General features: G+C 61.4%; 11 protein-coding genes and 1 tRNA gene. 3 read left to right on the top strand and 9 right to left on the bottom strand.

Annotated features, from left to right (window positions below; genetic code table 11):
• Positions 1 to 111: 111 nt before the first annotated feature.
• Both gabT and gabD read right to left on the bottom strand, forming a co-directional pair.
• Positions 112 to 1,389 (bottom strand): 4-aminobutyrate--2-oxoglutarate transaminase, encoded by a 1,278-nt coding sequence (gabT, locus tag CKW24_RS23600; RefSeq protein ID WP_095170689.1) that lies wholly within the window; start codon positions 1,387 to 1,389, stop codon positions 112 to 114.
• Positions 1,390 to 1,585: 196 nt separating this feature from the next.
• The gene (gabD, locus tag CKW24_RS23605) at positions 1,586 to 3,028 is read right to left on the bottom strand and encodes an NADP-dependent succinate-semialdehyde dehydrogenase (protein ID WP_095170691.1); all 1,443 of its coding nucleotides are present in this window, start codon (positions 3,026 to 3,028) and stop codon (positions 1,586 to 1,588) included.
• A gap of 350 nt (positions 3,029 to 3,378) precedes the next feature.
• Between gabD and CKW24_RS23610 the strand changes: the two genes are divergently transcribed.
• A tRNA-Arg gene (locus tag CKW24_RS23610) sits at positions 3,379 to 3,455 on the top strand.
• Positions 3,456 to 3,499: 44 nt separating this feature from the next.
• Here CKW24_RS23610 and CKW24_RS23615 read toward each other — a convergent pair.
• The gene (locus tag CKW24_RS23615) at positions 3,500 to 4,354 is read right to left on the bottom strand and encodes a MinD/ParA family protein (protein ID WP_095170692.1); all 855 of its coding nucleotides are present in this window, start codon (positions 4,352 to 4,354) and stop codon (positions 3,500 to 3,502) included.
• Positions 4,355 to 5,116: 762 nt separating this feature from the next.
• On the opposite strand from CKW24_RS23615, the gene CKW24_RS23620 reads away from it, so the two are divergent.
• Both CKW24_RS23620 and CKW24_RS23625 read left to right on the top strand, forming a co-directional pair.
• Complete coding sequence (locus tag CKW24_RS23620; protein WP_095170694.1) at positions 5,117 to 5,317, top strand: hypothetical protein; 201 nt, start codon at positions 5,117 to 5,119, stop codon at positions 5,315 to 5,317.
• Between the two features lie 270 nt (positions 5,318 to 5,587).
• Positions 5,588 to 8,662, top strand: coding sequence for a Mur ligase family protein (locus CKW24_RS23625; protein ID WP_256585531.1), 3,075 nt, complete (start codon positions 5,588 to 5,590; stop codon positions 8,660 to 8,662).
• 44 nt (positions 8,663 to 8,706) lie between these two features.
• Here the strand turns inward: CKW24_RS23625 and CKW24_RS23630 are convergent, their stop codons facing one another.
• The 6 genes from CKW24_RS23630 to CKW24_RS23655 form a co-directional block, all read right to left on the bottom strand.
• Positions 8,707 to 9,597: a S9 family peptidase gene (locus tag CKW24_RS23630; RefSeq protein ID WP_095170707.1), complete on the bottom strand. Its 891-nt coding sequence runs from the start codon at positions 9,595 to 9,597 to the stop codon at positions 8,707 to 8,709.
• An 11-nt stretch (positions 9,598 to 9,608) separates the two neighbouring features.
• A complete protein-coding gene (locus tag CKW24_RS23635) occupies positions 9,609 to 10,859 on the bottom strand; it encodes an HlyD family type I secretion periplasmic adaptor subunit (protein ID WP_095170698.1) in 1,251 nt (416 codons plus the stop codon).
• A 43-nt stretch (positions 10,860 to 10,902) separates the two neighbouring features.
• Positions 10,903 to 13,086: a type I secretion system permease/ATPase gene (locus CKW24_RS23640; RefSeq protein WP_095170700.1), complete on the bottom strand. Its 2,184-nt coding sequence runs from the start codon at positions 13,084 to 13,086 to the stop codon at positions 10,903 to 10,905.
• Positions 13,083 to 14,501, bottom strand: a complete 1,419-nt coding sequence (locus CKW24_RS23645; protein WP_095170709.1) for a TolC family outer membrane protein — start codon at positions 14,499 to 14,501, stop codon at positions 13,083 to 13,085. Before CKW24_RS23645 ends, CKW24_RS23640 begins: the two co-directional genes overlap by 4 nt.
• A 245-nt stretch (positions 14,502 to 14,746) precedes the next feature.
• The gene (locus CKW24_RS23650; RefSeq protein ID WP_256585532.1) at positions 14,747 to 16,762 is read right to left on the bottom strand and encodes a BapA/Bap/LapF family large adhesin; all 2,016 of its coding nucleotides are present in this window, start codon (positions 16,760 to 16,762) and stop codon (positions 14,747 to 14,749) included.
• On the bottom strand, positions 16,759 to 18,315 hold a 1,557-nt coding region (locus CKW24_RS23655; RefSeq protein ID WP_177440697.1), incomplete at its 5' end, for a hypothetical protein. The genes CKW24_RS23655 and CKW24_RS23650, both read right to left, overlap by 4 nt.

Consider the following 18,315-nt stretch of genomic DNA (forward strand, 5'->3'; position numbering starts at 1 on the left):
ACCTTAGACAATGCTGCTGATTCGATACAGGCCAAAAGCCAGCGATGTGTAGGCAAAGATAAAAAAAACCCGCCGAGGCGGGTTTTTTGTGGACCAGGTCACACTCGGTGATCAGAGCTCAGAGAAGCACTCTTCGATGATCGCCAGGCCTTTGTCCAGTTGCTCGTCCGGCGAAGTCAGCGGTACCAGCACGCGCAGTACGTTGCCGTAGGTGCCGCAGGACAGCAGGATCAGGCCCTTGTCGCGCGCCTTGGCCACGACCGCAGCAACGGCAGCGGCGTTAGGCTTGTGGGTGTCGCCGTCGTCGAACAGCTCGACCGCGATCATCGCGCCCAGGGCACGCACTTCACCGATCACCGGGTACTTGGCCTGGATGGCCTTGAGGCCAGTCACCAGACGCTCGCCGACTGCCTTGCAGCGGTCCAGCAGGTGCTCTTCTTCGAACACTTCCATCACGGCCAGGGCCGCGGCGCAAGAGATCGGGCTACCGGCGTAGGTGCCGCCCAGGCCGCCTGGCGCGATGGCATCCATGTATTCGGCCTTGCCGCACACACCGGCCAGCGGGAAGCCGCCAGCAATGGATTTGGCGAAGGTGGTCAGGTCGGCAGCAACGCCCATCTGTTCCATGGCGAAGAAGGTGCCGGTACGGCCAGCGCCGGTTTGCACTTCATCAGCGATCAGCAGGATGCCGTGCTTGTCGCACAGCTCGCGCAGACGAGCCATGAATGCTTTTGGCGCGACGTAGAAACCGCCTTCGCCCTGCACTGGCTCGATGATGATGGCAGCGATGTCACGCGGCTCGGCATCGTTCTTGAAAATGCGTTCGATGCTGGCGATCGAGTCGTCGATGCTCACACCGTGCAGTTCGTTCGGGTACAGGGCGCGGAACACGCCGCCTGGCATCAGGCCCATGCCGGCCGAGTAAGGCACGACCTTACCGGTCAGGCCCAGGGTCATCATGGTGCGGCCGTGGTACGCGCCGGTGAAGGCGATCACGCCAGCACGGCCGGTGGCGGCACGGGCGATTTTCACGGCGTTTTCCACCGCTTCGGAACCGGTGGTGACCAGCAGGGTTTTCTTGGCGAAATCGCCTGGAACCTTGGCGTTCACTTTTTCGCACACTTCAACGTACGGTTCGTAGGCCAGTACCTGGAAGCAGGTGTGAGTCAGTTTGTTCAGTTGCTCGGTCACTGCCGCGATGATTTTCGGGTGCACGTGACCGGTGTTCAGCACGGCGATACCGCCGGCGAAGTCGATGAACTCGCGACCTTCAACGTCGGTCACGGTAGCGTTCTTCGCGGACTCGGCGAAGATCGGGTGAATCTGGCCAACGCCGCGTGGTACAGCGGATTCGCGGCGTTTCATCAAAGAAGCGTTGGTCTTGCTCATAGTGTCCTCATTCACCGCTCATCGGGCGGCGTGGTTCAAGGAAAATGCGGCGGGGAGGCAACTGGGCAGCATGCGATGATCGACTGCCGCAGCTTTCCCGGCCACAGAGAAAATTGCGTGTGTTGCACGCAAAGGGACAGCGCTCTCGTGCCCTTTGCGTTTCAAGCAATGCCTTGCCGGGCTTAGCTCTTGGAGCTTAGATGCCCAGGCAGAGGTATTTGATTTCCAGGTAGTCTTCGATGCCGTACTTGGAGCCTTCACGGCCCAGGCCCGAGGCCTTGATGCCGCCAAATGGCGCGACTTCGTTGGAGATCAGCCCGGTGTTGACGCCGACCATACCGTATTCCAGGGCTTCAGCCACACGGAACACACGACCCAGGTCGCGAGCATAGAAGTACGAGGCCAGGCCGAACTCGGTGTCATTGGACATCGCGATCACTTCGGCTTCGTCTTTGAAGCGGAACAGCGGCGCCAATGGACCGAAGGTTTCTTCCTTGGCCACGGCAGCGTTCTTCGGCACGTTGGTCAGGATGGTCGGCTCGAAGAAGTTGCCTTCCATGACCTTGCCACCGGCCAGGACTGTGGCGCCTTTGGCGATCGCGTCAGCAATGTGCTCCTGGACCTTGGCCACGGCCTTGCCATCGATCAGCGGACCCGTGGTGGTGCCTTCTTCCAGACCGTTGCCGATCTTGAGCTTGGCCACGGCCACTTTCAGCTTCTCGGCGAACGCGTCGTAGACCGAATCCTGAATGTACAGGCGGTTGGCGCAGACGCAGGTCTGGCCATTGTTGCGGTACTTGGAAATGATCGCGCCTTCGACGGCCTTATCCAGGTCCGCGTCGTCGAACACGATGAACGGTGCGTTGCCGCCCAGTTCCAGGGACACTTTCTTGATGTCCTTGGCGCACTCAGCCATCAACTGGCGACCGATTTCGGTCGAGCCCGTGAAGGACAGTTTGCGCACGATCGGGTTGCTGGTCAGTTCGCTGCCGATATCGCCGGCGCTGCCGGAAACCACGCTGAACACACCGGCAGGAATGCCGGCACGCTGGGCCAGTTCAGCCAGGGCGAATGCCGAGAAAGGCGTTTGCGAAGCTGGCTTGAGCACCATGGTGCAACCAGCAGCCAGTGCCGGGCCAGCTTTGCGGGTGATCATCGCGGCCGGGAAGTTCCACGGGGTAATGGCAGCGGTCACGCCGATTGGCTGCTTGATCACGATCAAGCGCTTGTCTGGCTGGTGGCCTGGAATCACGTCACCGTAGATGCGCTTGGCTTCTTCGGCGAACCATTCGATGAAAGAGGCGGCGTAGACGATTTCGCCCTTGGCTTCGGCCAATGGCTTGCCCTGCTCGAGGGTCATCAGGCGAGCCAGGTCGTCCTGGTTTTCGATAATCAGTTCAAACCAGCGACGCAGCTTGTTCGCGCGGTCCTTGGCGGTCAGTGCACGCCAGGCCGGCAGCGCTTTGTCTGCAGCTTCAATCGCACGACGAGTTTCGGCCGCGCCCATTTTCGGCACGGTGCCCAGAATTTCGCCCGTTGCCGGGTTGTTGACGTTGATCGTCTGACCATTGTCCGCATCAACCCAAGCGCCATCAATGAAGGCTTGCTGGCGGAACAACAGGGTGTCTTTAAGCTGCATGTCGGCTTTCCTTAACAGCACCGCGCGCGCGCGGAGCGAATTATGATTGTAGAAAGGCGCCTTGAGGGCTGCCGTCAGGGAAATCATTCACCGGGCTGAAGCACATAAATAACGCACTGATTGAAACTCGTGCGGTTCAGCACCCAGACAAGAGCGTTTGAAATCTCAAACGAATCCTAGGATCAAAGGGGGTAAAGGACAATAGGTTGTTCGAAAAAAAGAACGAAAAGCCCGTTTAACCCAAGGTTTTCTGATCAACGTCGCGAACACCCTCTTAACCGGCAGAAAACATCAGGCTATTCAGCAGCATGGACGCACGCTGTGCTTATGAGTATTATGGCGCCCGCATTGCACCAGTAGCTCAGCTGGATAGAGTACTGCCCTCCGAAGGCAGGGGTCGTGGGTTCGAATCCCGCCTGGTGCACCATATAAAACGAAAGGCCCGGGTGAAAACCCGGGCCTTTCGTTGTTTCAGGCATCCACTTCGTCGCCAGGGCTCGGCGCCCCATACCTGGAGTTGTGCACCAGTTGTTCGACGAAGAACTCCACGTGCCCGCCAGGGTGAGCCGGCAGAGGCCAGGCGTTGATCTTTTGCGCAATGTCGCGAAAGGCGTTGGCAAACCGGGAACGTGGATACGCTTCGACCACCACCTGTCGCTTGCGTACGGCCCTGGGCACTGACTCGTCGTTCGGCACCGCGCCCAGGTAGTGCAACTGCACATCGAGAAGCCGATCGGTGACCTTTTCCAGCTCGGCAAACAGCTTGCGCCCTTCCCGTGCATTTGCCGACTTATTGGCCAGCACGCGAAAGCGGTGAATGCCGTATTGCTGATGAAGCAATTGAATCAGGTTACAAGTGCCACGAATCGCCGCGGGCTCATCACACGCCACCACTATCACTTCCTGGGCGGCACGCAGAAAACTCATCACCGTCTCACCGATACCGGCCGCCGTATCGATGACCAGGACATCCAGTTCGTCGCCAATACTGCTGAAGGCATGGATCAGCGCATGAAATTGTGCCGGTTGCAGGTGGGCCAGGTCCGGCGAACCGGAACTTGCCGCAGCGATACGGATGCCTCCTGGGCCCCGTACCAGCGCATCCGCCAGCTCGCAACGCCCGGCAAGGACATCCGCCAGACGGTACCTGGGTGTCAGCCCCAGCAAGGCATCGATGCTGGCCAGCCCGAGGTCGGCATCCAGCAATACCACCCGCCGACCGGCTCTCGCCAACGCCAGGGACAGATTGACCGCCACCGTGGTCTTGCCAACGCCACCCTTGCCGCCACTCACGGCAATAACGCGCACACGATGCACACTATTCATCTATTTTTCTCTTGCACACGCCTTGTGCACCCGCCCGTCAAAAAACAGTGCCTGACACGCGCAGGCCAAAAAACCTGGCCAACGCGGCCCTACGCCGAAGGTTATGAATGCTTAGTATCAGTATGTTGGTAACCATCTACTGAACTGCCGAAGTACGCCGTGAGAAACCGACGGTTAAAAAACGGCGAAACTTGCGCGGTGCAGTTAATGCCATGACGCAACACTACCTGACGAGAGAGATCACTCGAATACTGCGCCAATCAGTTAGGCAGAAGTACAGCGCTACAGGCTCATTACTCGCCTGTTAGTCCGCACAGCGCCGTCCACCTCCGACACCCAAACAGCTGCGTCGGTCAGCACCGGGCAGAAAATAAAACAACGCGTCGAAGCGACCTCAATCGTACAGGCTCCCGTCACATGAAAAGTTTCTTACTTAGACCAAATTATAGTTATTACTAAAGCATTAGCCTATGCTGATTTCATCCGAAAGGATGATCACCCCAGCCCTCTTACTATCCGACTAATACAATGATAATAAGATGTGCGCTGCATTATAACGCCAGCCCAAGAAGCCTTTTCCAGAGCCAAAAATTCGAGCGGGCAAAGCCATGATATTTTTTTCCCGGCAAAGTAGAAAAAGTTCATCAGTTGAATTAGAGTCCCTAGTGAGCTTTGGCGCTGCCTGCTAAAGCCTTATCTTTTATCGGGAATTGGAGAGCCGACCGCTACAGCAGTAATAGCGGCGGAAGAGAAGGATCGCAAATGCATAAGAAAACCGCGCGCCTAACTATACTGATTGATCTTCCGACTAAAAAGAAATTAGAGGATCTCTCTGAGACTGTCGATCTAACCGTGTCGCAGATTCTCAGAAAATTAATCAAGAACCACCTGAGCGAGTTCGACCAACCGATCAGCTTTTCGCCGGAAGAAATAACCCGCGACGACGCTTTTCCGCTCAACTAGAACGAAAGTACCGGTATCCGTGTGACGTAGTTCACATTCGCGTCACTTATTACACCGCCGCTCTTGCCGGACGCGGGAAAACTGCATGGATTCAGTTGGGTTCGATTATCGAACACAATAATGCTAGCCCCCCCAGAATTCTGTCTTCATCTGACGTTGACAATGGATTTTCTTATGTCTTTGAAACAGCAATTACTCGCCTGTTACAACTTTTTTAAAGCACAGACAGTAGAGCCCATCAGCAGCACTGACGCGCCGACGACGTGCACCTTGTTTTTTTCCCTCAGCAACGGCACACAACGGGCACGGGTATTCCACAACAGCGCCGACACCTTCGAGGCTGCGTGGAATCACGCACTCCTGAACTTCCCACCACTACCGGTTGCGTCCCAACAAGATCATCCGACCGAGCGGCTCTGGCTGCGGGTTGAGCGTGCTACCCACCTGACGACGCTGTCGTGGGCACAATTGCAGGAGCGCCTGCAGCGCCACAAACGCAATTACTTTCGCTTCGGCATCGCCTTCGACCCGCAACTGAAGACCGCCCTGACCGAACAGGAAATCAACGCCAACGCAATCCTCTACGGCGGTTCGACAGTGCCGCTGGCCCGCTTTAACCCGGGCAATTTTTCGGTGTATGTGAAAAAACGCTTTGCCGATTCAGCAGCGCTGGAGGCCGCCCAGAAGGCCCAAGCCGACCCGCAGACCCCGGTCTACCTGTTCCAGACCCAAGGCGTTTTTTGTGCCGAAGACGGTATCGCCCACGCCCTCAACAGCAGTGGCCCGGATGTCGGGCGCCGCAAGACCTCGGTGCTGGACGCGGGCGAGATCCGCGACAAAGTCGTCAGCGCCTCGGACTTTCTCGCCTGCCAGGTCAAGGACAGCGGGGAATTTGTCTACGGCCAGTTCCCCTGTTTTGACCGCACCATCCAGAACTACAACGCCCTGCGCCACGCCAGCACGACCTATTCGATGATCGAAGCCTGGGCGCTGACCCGAGACGACGCCCTCCTGGCCTCGATCCAACGCGCCCTCGACCACCTCACCCTTACGCTGATCAGGCCCTACATCCTGCCCGACGGCAGCGCCGCCGCGTACCTGGTGGATGTCGGCGACGAAATCAAACTGGGCGGTAACGCGGTCTGCCTGTTGGCCCTGGTGAAATACAGCGAAGTCACCGGTAATCGCGACTATCTGCCACTGCTGGCGGCGCTAGCCAATGGCATCGCCTGGATGCAGGACCCGCAGACAGGTGGCTTCAACCATGTCCTGCATGCCCACGACCTGAGCGTCAAAGCGCCGTTCCGGATTATCTACTACGACGGTGAAGCTGCCTTCGGGCTGATGCGCCTCTATGGTTTGAGTGGCGACGAACGCTGGTTACACGTCGTCGAGAAAGCCTTCGACTATTTCATCGCCAAGGAACACTGGCGCGAGCACGACCACTGGCTGAGCTATTGCGTCAATGAGCTGACCCGCTATCGGCCCGAGGAAAAATACTTCCGCTTCGGCCTGAACAACTTCGTCGATTACCTGGGGTTTGTGCAGCAACGCATCACCACCTTCCCCACCCTGCTGGAGTTGATGATGGCCGCGCAGCAAATGCTGCAGCGTATCTCGCAACTGCCGCAACTGCGCCATCTGCTCAACGAGGTCGACTTGCAGGCGTTCTATCGCGCCTTGCACCACCGCGCCGGGCACTTGCTCAACGGCTACTTCTGGCCGGAAATGGCAATGTTCTTTGGTCATCCTGCGCGCATCGTCGGCTCGTTCTTTATCCGCCATCACGCCTTTCGCGTGCGCATTGACGATGTCGAACACTACCTCTCGGGGCTGATTGCCTATCACCGCTACCTGCTCGACGGCGCACCGCAGGTCCGCGCCGCCCAGCCAGACGTACAGCAAGATGGCGCCGGCTGGCAGTGGGATGCGGCCAAAGTGCTGCAAGCCACCGGTGGCACCTGGGCGGTCGCACCCGAGGCGGATTGGACAGCCAGCGGGCTGGCTCCGTCCATGGCCTACTTCAAACCGCAACGCATGTTGAGCCGCCACCCGAGCAAGGTCGGCGCCAATGAGGCCCGGCTTGCACGCCTGTGGGCCAAGGCCGAGCCGCAGCTGCGTCCCTCAGCCATGGTCTGCGTCGACCCCACGCCTTACCTCGGCAGCGGCCTGCCGGTACTGCAAGTTCCGGACACGGCAGATGCCATGCTGCAACTGGGGCGGTACGCCCGCAAAGCCTTCGCAGGCCAGGTGTTCGGGGTCACCGGCAGCGCCGGCAAGACCACGGTTTGCGCGATGCTGACCCATGCCCTGGCGCAACTGGGCAGCGTGGCGCAAACCGAGGGCAATGCCAACCTGCCCCATGGGATTGCCTGGAACCTGGCTTGCATGACCGATCCTGCGCGGTTCTGGGTCTTGGAAATGGCCGTCGGCAGGATGCCTATCAACTCCGAACTGGTGCGCCCCCATATTGCGGTCGTCACCAGCCTGGCCCCGGCACACCTGGAGTACCACGGCACCCTGGAGAACCTCGCGCGCAAGAAAAGCGCGATCTTCCGGTCCATGGCACCCGGCGGGCATGCGGTGCTGAACCATGACATGCCGTACTTCCAAGTGTTCGCCAATGCCGCCCAGCGCGCGCAATTGACGGTACTCAGCTACGGCGAGCACGAACTGGCTGATCTGCGACTGCTGGACTGCTGCACGACCCCGTCCCACTTGCAGGTCAATGCCAGCCTGCGCGGCACGCCCGTGCACTTCAAGTTGCGCGCCCGCGGCCACCATATGGTGCTCAACGCCCTGTCGGTGCTGGCTTCGCTGGTGTGCGCCGGCTTGCCCACGGCCCAAGCCCTGGCCGCACTGGAGACATTCGCCGCGGTGGATGGCCGCGGTAATACGCTGACCATCCCCTGCGGCGACGGTGACTACCAACTGATCAACGACGCCTACAACGCCAATCCGGGCTCGATGGGGGCGTCGCTGAAAATGCTCGCCGAACTGCCCGGCCGGGCCGATCAGCGCGTTGCCGTACTGGGGGATATGCTCGAGTTGGGCCCCGACACCCAGCGCTATCACCTGGAACTGGCCGCGTCCCTGCTGGCCGCAGCCCCACGCCAGACCCTGCTCTGCGGACCACTGATGCACGGGTTGTATGTGCAACTGCGCGATCAGTTACCCATCGAGTGGTTCGAGGACGTCAAGGCCCTGCAGGAGCAACTGCCACGGCACGCCGCGCGCTGGTTCCAACCAGGTGATTGGGTACTGGTGAAGAGTTCTGGCGGCACTGGGCTGTCCCAGGTGGTCGACTCACTGATGGCCGCCGAACCGGCCGTCGCGGCGCTCTGACACCCTCCGTGACCACGACTCGCTGACTCCAGCGAGTCGTGCCTTCAAGGTTGTGCGCACTGCGCCGCCGTCTTCAGCCCGATATCGTTGCGCAACTGATGAAACGCCGGTGCAGTTGCCGGTGCTTCGATCAGTTGCGCCGGCAATCCGGCATCGCGCAGTGCCTGGTAGAACTGCTCCTGCAACACAAAGGGGGCGACCTGGTCGTTGCGATTGCCCAGCACAAACAACTGCCGATCGGGCACCTGGGCAATGCCGGCGACATGCTCCAGCGGATCGTACGGATGCAACAGGCCATTGGTGTCGCGCCCCTCGCGGGACGGCAGGCCTTTGCTGCGACGAATCATCTGCGCCCGTTCGAGCAAGGCAAAGGCTCCCGAAGTCATGACCGCGCACTGCACATCTTCGCGCCCCAGTGTCAGCAAGGCCGCCACCACCGTCGCCCCGCCACTGTGCCCGAGCAACACAAAACGGCCGATGCCATAGCGCTCGCGCAACTGGTCGAGTGCCGCGCCCAGCGCTTGGAACTCGGCGGGCTGGCGCCGCTGGCCATGGTTGCCGCTGGAGCCGTAGGTCCCCGGACGCGCAACAATCACCACCGGCACCCCGGCCCGCCGACTCAGGGCCGCCGCTTGCCGATCCTTGGCGCGCAGGGTATTGCCGGCAATGGTTGCGGGCGCGCGGTGCATTTCGATATTGCGGTCACCATGAAACATCACGATCACCACCGGCGCGTGCGCAAGCGGCACGGCACTGAAGTAGCGGATGCAGGCCTGGCCGTTGGCGTACTCGACCCACAGGGCCGAGTCCTGTTCGGTGCAAGTGGCCGGGTCTGCCGGGGCATTCCACGCCAGTGGCAGGTCTTCCGTGCCCCGGGCCCACAGCGGCGCACTGACCAGCAGCACCACACACGCCAGCCACCTGGCGACGCTCATTGAGCGCATGCCTAGCGCTCGCGCAAGGCTTCGCGCGCCCGGTTCATGGGCTTGATCAGGTAATCGAGCACGGTCTTCTGGCCGGTCTTGATGTCCGCCGCCGCGATCATCCCCGGCACAATGGAAAACGCCTTGCCGGCCTTGTTGTGCAGCTCATTGTCATTGGTGCGAATGAACACGCGGTAGTAGAAGACCTCGGGTTTGACTTCATCCTGGATGGTGTCCGGGGAAATGGTCACCACCTTGCCATCCATGCTGCCGTAGATGGAGTAGTCATAGGCCGTGATCTTGACCTTGGCGTCCTGGTCGGGATGGATGAAGGCAATGTCCCGCGGGGAAATGCGCGCCTCGATCAACAACTGGTCGTCCATCGGCACGATCTGCATCAAGCGGCCATTGGGGGGAATGATCCCTCCGATGGTGGTGACCTCGATGTCCTTGACGATCCCCCGTACCGGCGAGCGCAACGTCAGGCGCGTGACCGAGTCGGAACGGCCCTTGAGCACCGAGGACAGGGTCTGCACATCGGAGTTGGCCTTGGCCAGTTCTTCGCCGGCCCGTACCATGTATTCGGAGCGCGACTGGGTGAGTTTCAGCTCCAGCTCGGACTTCTGGCGCTTCAGGCGCAAGACCTCGACGTTACTCGCGGCGCCGACCCGGGCCAGGTTCTCGGTGATTTCCAGCTCGCTGCGCACCAGCCCCAGGGAGGCCCGCACCCCCGCCTGCGACTCTTCCAGCCCTTTGCGCCGGGTCTGGTACAGGTCGGTTTCAGCGCTCATCAGCGCCGGGTAGGCCTTGAGCTCCGCCGGGAAGGCCAGCGGGGTGCCGTTCACTTCCGCCTGCAGCCGCGCAACGCTGGCCAGGGAGGCGCGGTACTTGGCGGCACTCTCGCCGAAGTTGGATTCGGTCTTGGTCGGGTCGAGCTTGGCGAGGATTTCCCCCTGCTTGACGATATCCCCCTCGGCCACATTCAGTTCGGCGACGATGCCGCCCTCCAGCGACTGGATCACCTGCTCGCGCGAGGTCGGGATCACCTTGCCGGTGCCGGTCGACACTTCATCGATTTCAAACAGGTAGGCCCACACCCCGAACGCCAGCAGCATCAGCGCCACACACCAGACGACGCGCGTCGAGCGCACGACCGTGACGTCATCCAGGCTGTCGTCGGCGCTTGAGTTGTCACCCTGGGTATTCGCCGAGCCTGCCCGTGGCACCCGCGCCAGGTCCGGGTTCGAGCCCGAGGAACGATTGTTGTTTTCCATCTGAGCTATCCTTTTGCGCAGTCAGTGGCTGGGAGCAGCCGGCTCACTGCGCCGGGTTCCGAGGTTTGGAAAGACGGGCAATGGCGTTGTCCTTGGTGTCATCGATGATCACCGCGCCGTTGTCGACGACGATGATCCGATCCACCAGGCTCAACACACTCATGCGGTGCGTGGCGATGATCAGCGTGCGCTGCGCGCCCCACTGGCCCAGGCTCTGGATCAACTTGCGTTCACTGGCGTCGTCGAGGGCCGCAGTGGGTTCGTCCAGCAGCACAATCTGCGGCTGGCGAATGATCAACCGCGACAGCAGCAGCGCCTGGCGCTGGCCACCGGACAGGCCGAGACCACCTTCCAGAATCATGTGGTCCATGCCCAGTGCGAACTTGCTGATGAACTCCAGCGCACCGGTCAGCGCCAGCGCTTCGAGCAGGTCCTGGTCGCTGGCGTGTGCCGCTCCCAGCATCAGGTTTTCCCGCAGCGTGCCGTGGAACAGTCGGGAGTTCTGGGTCAGCAGGCCAACATCGCGGCGCACATCGGCCGGGTCGATATGGCTCAGGCCGACGCCATCCAGGGTCAGCGAACCCGAACTGAGGTCGATCATCCCGGCCATGACCTGCAGCAGCGTCGACTTGCCCGCGCCGTTGCGCCCGAGGACCGCGATGCGCTCACCCGGGGCAATCTTCAAGTGCTTGACCGTGAGGGCCGGCATCGGCGCATCTTCGGCGTACTTGAACTCGGCCTGCTTGAACTCATAGTCGCCGCGCACCAGCGGCAAGTGCACACGCTTGCTGCCTTCGGCCTGGTCGACCGGCATCTGCATGATCCGGTGCAAGCCCTGCAGGGCCACTTTGGCCTGTTGCCAGCGGGTCAGCACCAGGGTGATCTGCGACATCGGCGCCATCATGCGCGAGGCCAGGATCGACGCGGCCACCAGGCTACCGGTGGTCATGTCGCCCGCCATCACCATCGGCGCACCGAACACCACCACCACGGCAAACACGCCGCCCTGCACGCTCTGGGTCCAGGTCACCAGGCCACTGGTGAGCGTGCGCGAACGCAGGCTGGCCTCGGCGGCGGTCGCGTTGTAGTGGTTCCACTGCTGCTGGAAACGCTGTTCGGCCTGCAGCATCTTGATGTCGTCCAGGCCTTGCACGGTCTCCACCAGCATGGCGCTGCGCAGCGAACTCTCGCGCATCGACTGGTTGGCCAGCCTCGCCAGTTTGCGTTGCGACAACAGCCCCGGGATGATCAGGAACAGCACCGCGCCCAGTGGCACGGCCACCAGCGGCCCGGCAATAAACCAGTAGATCACCACGAACATCAGGAAAAACGGCAGGTCGGCCAAGGCGCTGGCAGTGCTGGAGGTGATCAGTTCACGCAGTTGCTCAAGCTCGCGCAACTGGGAAATGAACGAACCGGTGGATTTTGGCCGGGCGCTGTTACGCAGGCGAATGGCATGGCCGAAGACCAGGTCCGAGACGCGCATGTCGGCACGCTTGCCGAGCAAGTCGGTGATGCGCACACGCATTACCCGCAGGACAAAATCGAAAAACAGCGCCAGCATCACTCCGCCGAACAACACGTACAGGGTCGGCATCGACTCGGCCGGAATCACCCGGTCGTACACCTGCATGGAGAACAGCACCCCGGCCAGGCCGAGGATGTTCGCCGCCAGCGACGCCAACATGACATGGCCGTAGGGGCGCATGTCGCGCAGGACGATGTTCCTGAACCAGCTTTTCTCGTAGGGCTTGATGTAGTCGTCGACCCGCGAGTCCCGCGCCGCCTGCACCGGTCGCAGAATCAGCGCCTTGCGCGCCGACACCAGCAGCTCGGCACGGCTGATGCGGCTTTGCAGGCCTTGGTCACCGCTGTAGACAATACCCAGTTCATCGTCGTCGCTGAGGGTCTGCAGCACACCGATTTGCCCATCGTCGAACTGCAGCACCAGGGGCAGGCGCCGCTGGACCAACAGCGCCGGGCTGAAATCCACGACCTTCAGGCTCAGCCCGGCCTGGCGTGCCATCTGCCGCAGCACCTCGTCGACCCCGGTGCCCTTGCTCCACTGGGCGGCAATGCGCACATTCTGCGCCGAGCAATCCAGGCGATTGTGCCGGGCGACCGCGAGGATCGCTTCCAGCCAATCTTCGTAATCGAGCGCGCTGGCCGCCTCCAGGGTCTGCGGTTCGGTGGCGCCCTGGGTATCCAGGTTCACGGCGTCGTTCATGGTCGAATCTCCACACCTTGGATGGTGCCACTGTCCAGATTGAACGCCGTGCGCAAGGCGCTGCTGTTGTACAGGCAATCGATTTCCAGACGGTGCAGATCCGCGGCGGTGTTGGCCCGATCCATGGCAGCCTGGTGGATTTCCTGCTCGGCGTTCAACAGATCGAGCAATGGCCGCGTGCCCAACTCAAGGTATTGCTGGCGATACAAATCGCGGGTTTCAGAAATGCTGCGTTCACGGAAATCCAGGGTGGTCAGGCGCTGTTCGAGGCTGGAGGTCTGATCCCGCGCCTCAAGCAAACCCTGGCGTACCGCCAGGCGCGCAGCGTCGTTGGCCGCCTCGGCCGCCCGCAACGCTTGGGCCGCTGCCGATTTGCGGGCATTGATCGCGCCGCCCTGGTACAGCGGCATCTCGACGTTGAGGAAGATCCCGTAGCGCGTGCGGTCGCGCCCGCCCACGCTGCCATCTTCATCATTGCTGTCCAGGTACTGGGTGGCCGACGGATCCAGCGACACGGTCGGCATCGCTTCGGCCCGGGCCTGGGCGATCTGCGCCTGGGCATCGACTTGCTGCGCCTGGGCGATCAACAACGAAGGCGTCAGCACCTCGTCGGCATTGATGCCTTGGCAGGACTGGCGCAGCGTGCTCGGTACCTCAGCGGCGACACTGACCGGCGTGCGCGCGCCGAGCAGACTGCCCAGGCTGCTGCGCCAGCGGTTGTACAGCGCGGTGTATTGCAACTGCGTGGCAACGGCAGCCTCGACCCGCGAGCGCGCCTGGATCAGGTCGGAGCGGGTGCTGGCGCCCATGTCGCTGCGCTTTTGCGCCAGGTCGGCAATGGCCGTCAGGCCCTTGACCTGCGCGCGGGAGATGTTGAGCAACGCCTGGTAGCGCTGCAGCTCGATCACCGAAAACGCGGTATCGCGTGCCACCTGGTCGATGGCCAGCAACACCGAAGCCTGCTTGCCATTCACCCGGGCCACGGCACTGTCCACCGCACTGTCTACCTTGCCGAAGTCATACAACATCTGCGAAGCCGACAAGGTGAAGGCCTGGCTTTGGCCGTTGCCGGTCAGGCCGCTGTCGTACCCGGAATTGAACCCGCCACGAATCTGCGGGTAATAACCGGCACGGGCCACGGTGACATTGTCGTGTTGCTGGTACAGCTGGCCGATCGACTCGGCGATCGCGGGATGCCAGGCGACGGCCAGTTGAATGGCGCGCGGCATTTCGAGGTTGTCGGGGACTGCATGACTGGGGGCAGCCGGCTGGCTGGCACCGAACGAATCACCCGGTAAATTCTGGCCCACATCTTTGGGGCTGATGGTGTTGATACTTTCGGGTTCGTAGTCGCGTGTCAGCGCTACGGCCCGCTCTATCGTCAATGGCTGTACGGCGACTGCCAACAACGCCACAAACAGGAACTCGAACCGATCCTTAGGTCTCAAGTAATGCTCCACATCAGCTTGTGATGAAAAAGATAGACGCTTATTTGCCCTGCTGCCGACTCAATTTCAGCGACCTGCACGGCTCACTCGAATTCGTGGTGTAACGCCAGGGCGGCGCAAGAACGCGCCGCCTGGATCGTTACGGTTGATTGATGGAGGATCAAAGGAGAACGTCGGGCCACAAGGCCCGACGCTCCCCGCCAGCAACGTGGTTAAACCACGTTGACCCCGCTTTGCACCCAGAGTTGATGGGTTTCATCTTCCTGGCTGGTGTACACCACGTACTCCTGCCCGTTCTCCAGTTGCGTGCTACCCACCGACCAGTTGCCCGTCAGGTGGACGCTGTCCTGCTCGTCGCCCTGGATAAACAATCTATCCGTCTCGGGCGCCGTCACTGCCAGCAGGTCTTCCAGGCTTACGGTCAGGTCGACCGCACTGAAGTCGTTCAGGTCGATGCTCTCGATATCGCTGACTTTACCGACCAGCAAGCTCAAGTTGATCGTCGCATCGCCACCGTCCCAGACCAGGGTGTCGAAGCCGTCCCCGCCATCCACCGCTGCAAACTCGGTGTCATGGATCGCGATATGGTCAGCACCGTCGGCACCTTCGGTGATCGTGGCCGATGACGGTTCCTGCTCGAACGCAGCTGCGGCGAAGCCTGGGGCTTCGGTTGCAGGATTGCCCGGGTTGGCATCGTCCCAGACCAGATCAAGATCCGGCGAGTCAAGGCGTACGTACAGCGTGGCGGTGTCCTCCTGGCCACCTGGAGTGGTGAGTTTGTAGGTGAAGCTGTCCACTTTGCCGACATCAGCCAGCGCCAGACCCGGGGTCGGCGTGTAGCTGTAGTCACCGTCAGCGTGCAACGTCAGCGTGCCGAATTGCCCTTGCACCACCGCTCCGGTTTGACCCGGAATGACGTAGACCCCGTTGATCAACACACTCAGTACCGTCAACGTCGACGGAATACTGTCTGGCACGGAGTGATCGCTGATCAGCAGGACATTGCCCGTTGCGGCGGTCGCAGCCCCCGTGACGAACTCCGTCAGGTGGGTGGTGAGCAGCGTCTGTGCAACCGTCACCGTTCCAAGCGAGACCAAAGCCCCGGTCGTTGACGTCACTCGATACTCACCTGCCTCACTCACGGTGAAGGTATGGGTCGCATCGACAGTACTCTGTGCCGGCACCACCGGTTTCCACGTTGAACCGTCCCACTTCTGCAGGACAATCGTGGTCGTAGGCAGTACGCCAACTCCGACGAAGCTACGGCTGACTTGCAGTTGTACCGTCGTATCGGCTTCGACCGTGAAAGCCTCACCGGCGACAGTCCTGGAACCGACGGCCAGCGGAGGCGAGTAAATCAGGGCCGTCAACTCGGCGCTATCGACTGGATTGACCAGATCAATCTGCGCAGTACCGATGTCATCGGTGGCAACCACCTCCACGACACCCGGTACCGACGGATCGGCAGGACTCCAGGTAACCGTCGAGTCGGTGCTGTCGATGCGCACGTACAGGGTGGCCGAAGCCGTCCCGCCAGCCGCTGTCGCCAGTTGATAGACGAAGGCATCTACCTTGCCGATGTTCGCCGCATTGCCCGTTGGCGTGTAGCTGTAATCACCATTGGCAAAGATCGTCAGATCACCGTACAGCCCGTGTACCACGGTACTGCCCACTGGATTGATAACGACACCGTTGACTTCCTCGACCGTCGCATCCGCTGCGGTACCTGGAGAGTCCGGCACGCCTGCAAAGCCGTCATCGATGATGACGTTCCCGCTGACTTCACCGCCCGTGACATCGAAGTCCACCAGGCTGACGTTATCGACACTCAGTGTTGCCGTAACGTTTGCACCTACTGCCACGACCGCAGGGTCCATGGTGAGCGTGAAGCGATACTCGCCTGCCGCCAGGCCTTCGACTTTCGCGCTGTTACTGGAACCGAACAGCCCCAGCAGATCGAGCAAGCCACCGCCTACGCTGCCCTGTTCCACCGTCGTCCAGCCGCCAGCACCATCACTGACCTCAAGCTTGGCCGTGAACCCGCTACCCAACACGGAGACCAGGTCACCCGCACCGAAGGACAGATTCAAGGTACCGGTGCTTTCGTCCGACACGGAGAACGTCTGCGACAGCGTCGGCACACCTAACTGAATACCCAGCACATCGAGCAACGTGAACACGTTCATGTTGTTGAGAGAAGTGTTGGTCGTAACCGGAGTTACGGTCAATTCAGCGGTTGCCAGGTCGTCGAAGGCTTCCAGGTCGGCGTCGGCATCAGCGTCGGCGTCCGCATCCGCATCCGCATCCGCGTCGGCATCGGCATCGGCATCGGCATCCGCATCCGCATCAGCATCAGCATCAGCATCAGCATCGGCATCCGCATCCGCATCAGCATCAGCATCAGCATCAGCATCAGCATCAGCATCGGCGTCGGCGTCGGCATCAGCGTCGGCATCGGCATCGGCATCGGCATCCGCATCCGCGTCAGCATCGGCATCGGCATCGGCATCGGCGTCGGCGTCGGCGTCGGCGTCGGCGTCAGCATCGGCATCCGCATCGGCATCCGCATCCGCATCCGCATCAGCATCGGCGTCAGCGTCAGCATCCGCATCCGCATCGGCATCGGCATCGGCATCGGCATCGGCATCGGCATCCGCGTCGGCATCGGCGTCAGCATCCGCATCGGCATCGGCATCGGCATCGGCGTCGGCATCAGCATCCGCATCCGCATCCGCATCCGCATCCGCATCAGCATCAGCATCAGCATCAGCATCAGCATCAGCATCAGCATCAGCATCAGCATCAGCATCAGCATCCGCATCCGCATCGGCGTCGGCATCAGCATCCGCATCGGCATCGGCATCGGCATCGGCATCGGCATCGGCATCGGCATCAGCATCAGCATCCGCATCCGCATCGGCATCCGCGTCGGCATCGGCATCGGCATCCGCGTCGGCATCCGCATCCGCATCCGCATCCGCGTCAGCATCAGCATCGGCTTCAGCATCGGCATCGGCATCGGCATCCGCATCAGCATCAGCGTCGGCATCGGCATCGGCATCAGCATCCGCATCGGCATCGGCGTCGGCATCGGCGTCGGCGTCGGCATCAGCATCCGCTTCGGCATCCGCATCCGCGTCGGCATCCGCATCCGCATCCGCATCCGCATCCGCATCCGCATCCGCATCCGCATCAGCATCAGCATCAGCATCAGCATCAGCATCAGCATCAGCATCAGCATCAGCATCGGCATCGGCATCAGCATCCGCATCGGCGTCGGCATCGGCATCGGCATCGGCATCAGCGTCGGCATCAGCATCGGCGTCGGCGTCCGCGTCGGCATCGGCATCGGCATCGGCATCAGCATCGGCGTCGGCGTCGGCATCGGCATCCGCGTCAGCATCAGCATCGGCGTCAGCATCGGCATCCGCGTCAACATCAGCATCGGCATCCGCGTCAGCATCCGCATCAGCGTCGGCGTCGGCGTCAGCATCAGCATCAGCCTACGAATCAGCATCAGCATCGGCATCGGCATCGGCATCGGCATCGGCATCGGCATCGGCATCGGCATCGGCATCGGCATCGGCATCGGCATCCGCATCCGCATCGGCATCAGCATCGGCATCGGCATCGGCATCCGCATCGGCGTCGGCATCGGCATCCGCATCCGCATCCGCATCCGCATCCGCATCAGCATCAGCATCAGCATCAGCATCAGCATCAGCATCAGCATCAGCATCAGCATCAGCATCAGCATCCGCATCCGCATCGGCGTCGGCAT

It is taken from the genome of Pseudomonas sp. Irchel 3H3 (assembly GCF_900187635.1).
Classification (GTDB): Bacteria; Pseudomonadota; Gammaproteobacteria; order Pseudomonadales; family Pseudomonadaceae; genus Aquipseudomonas.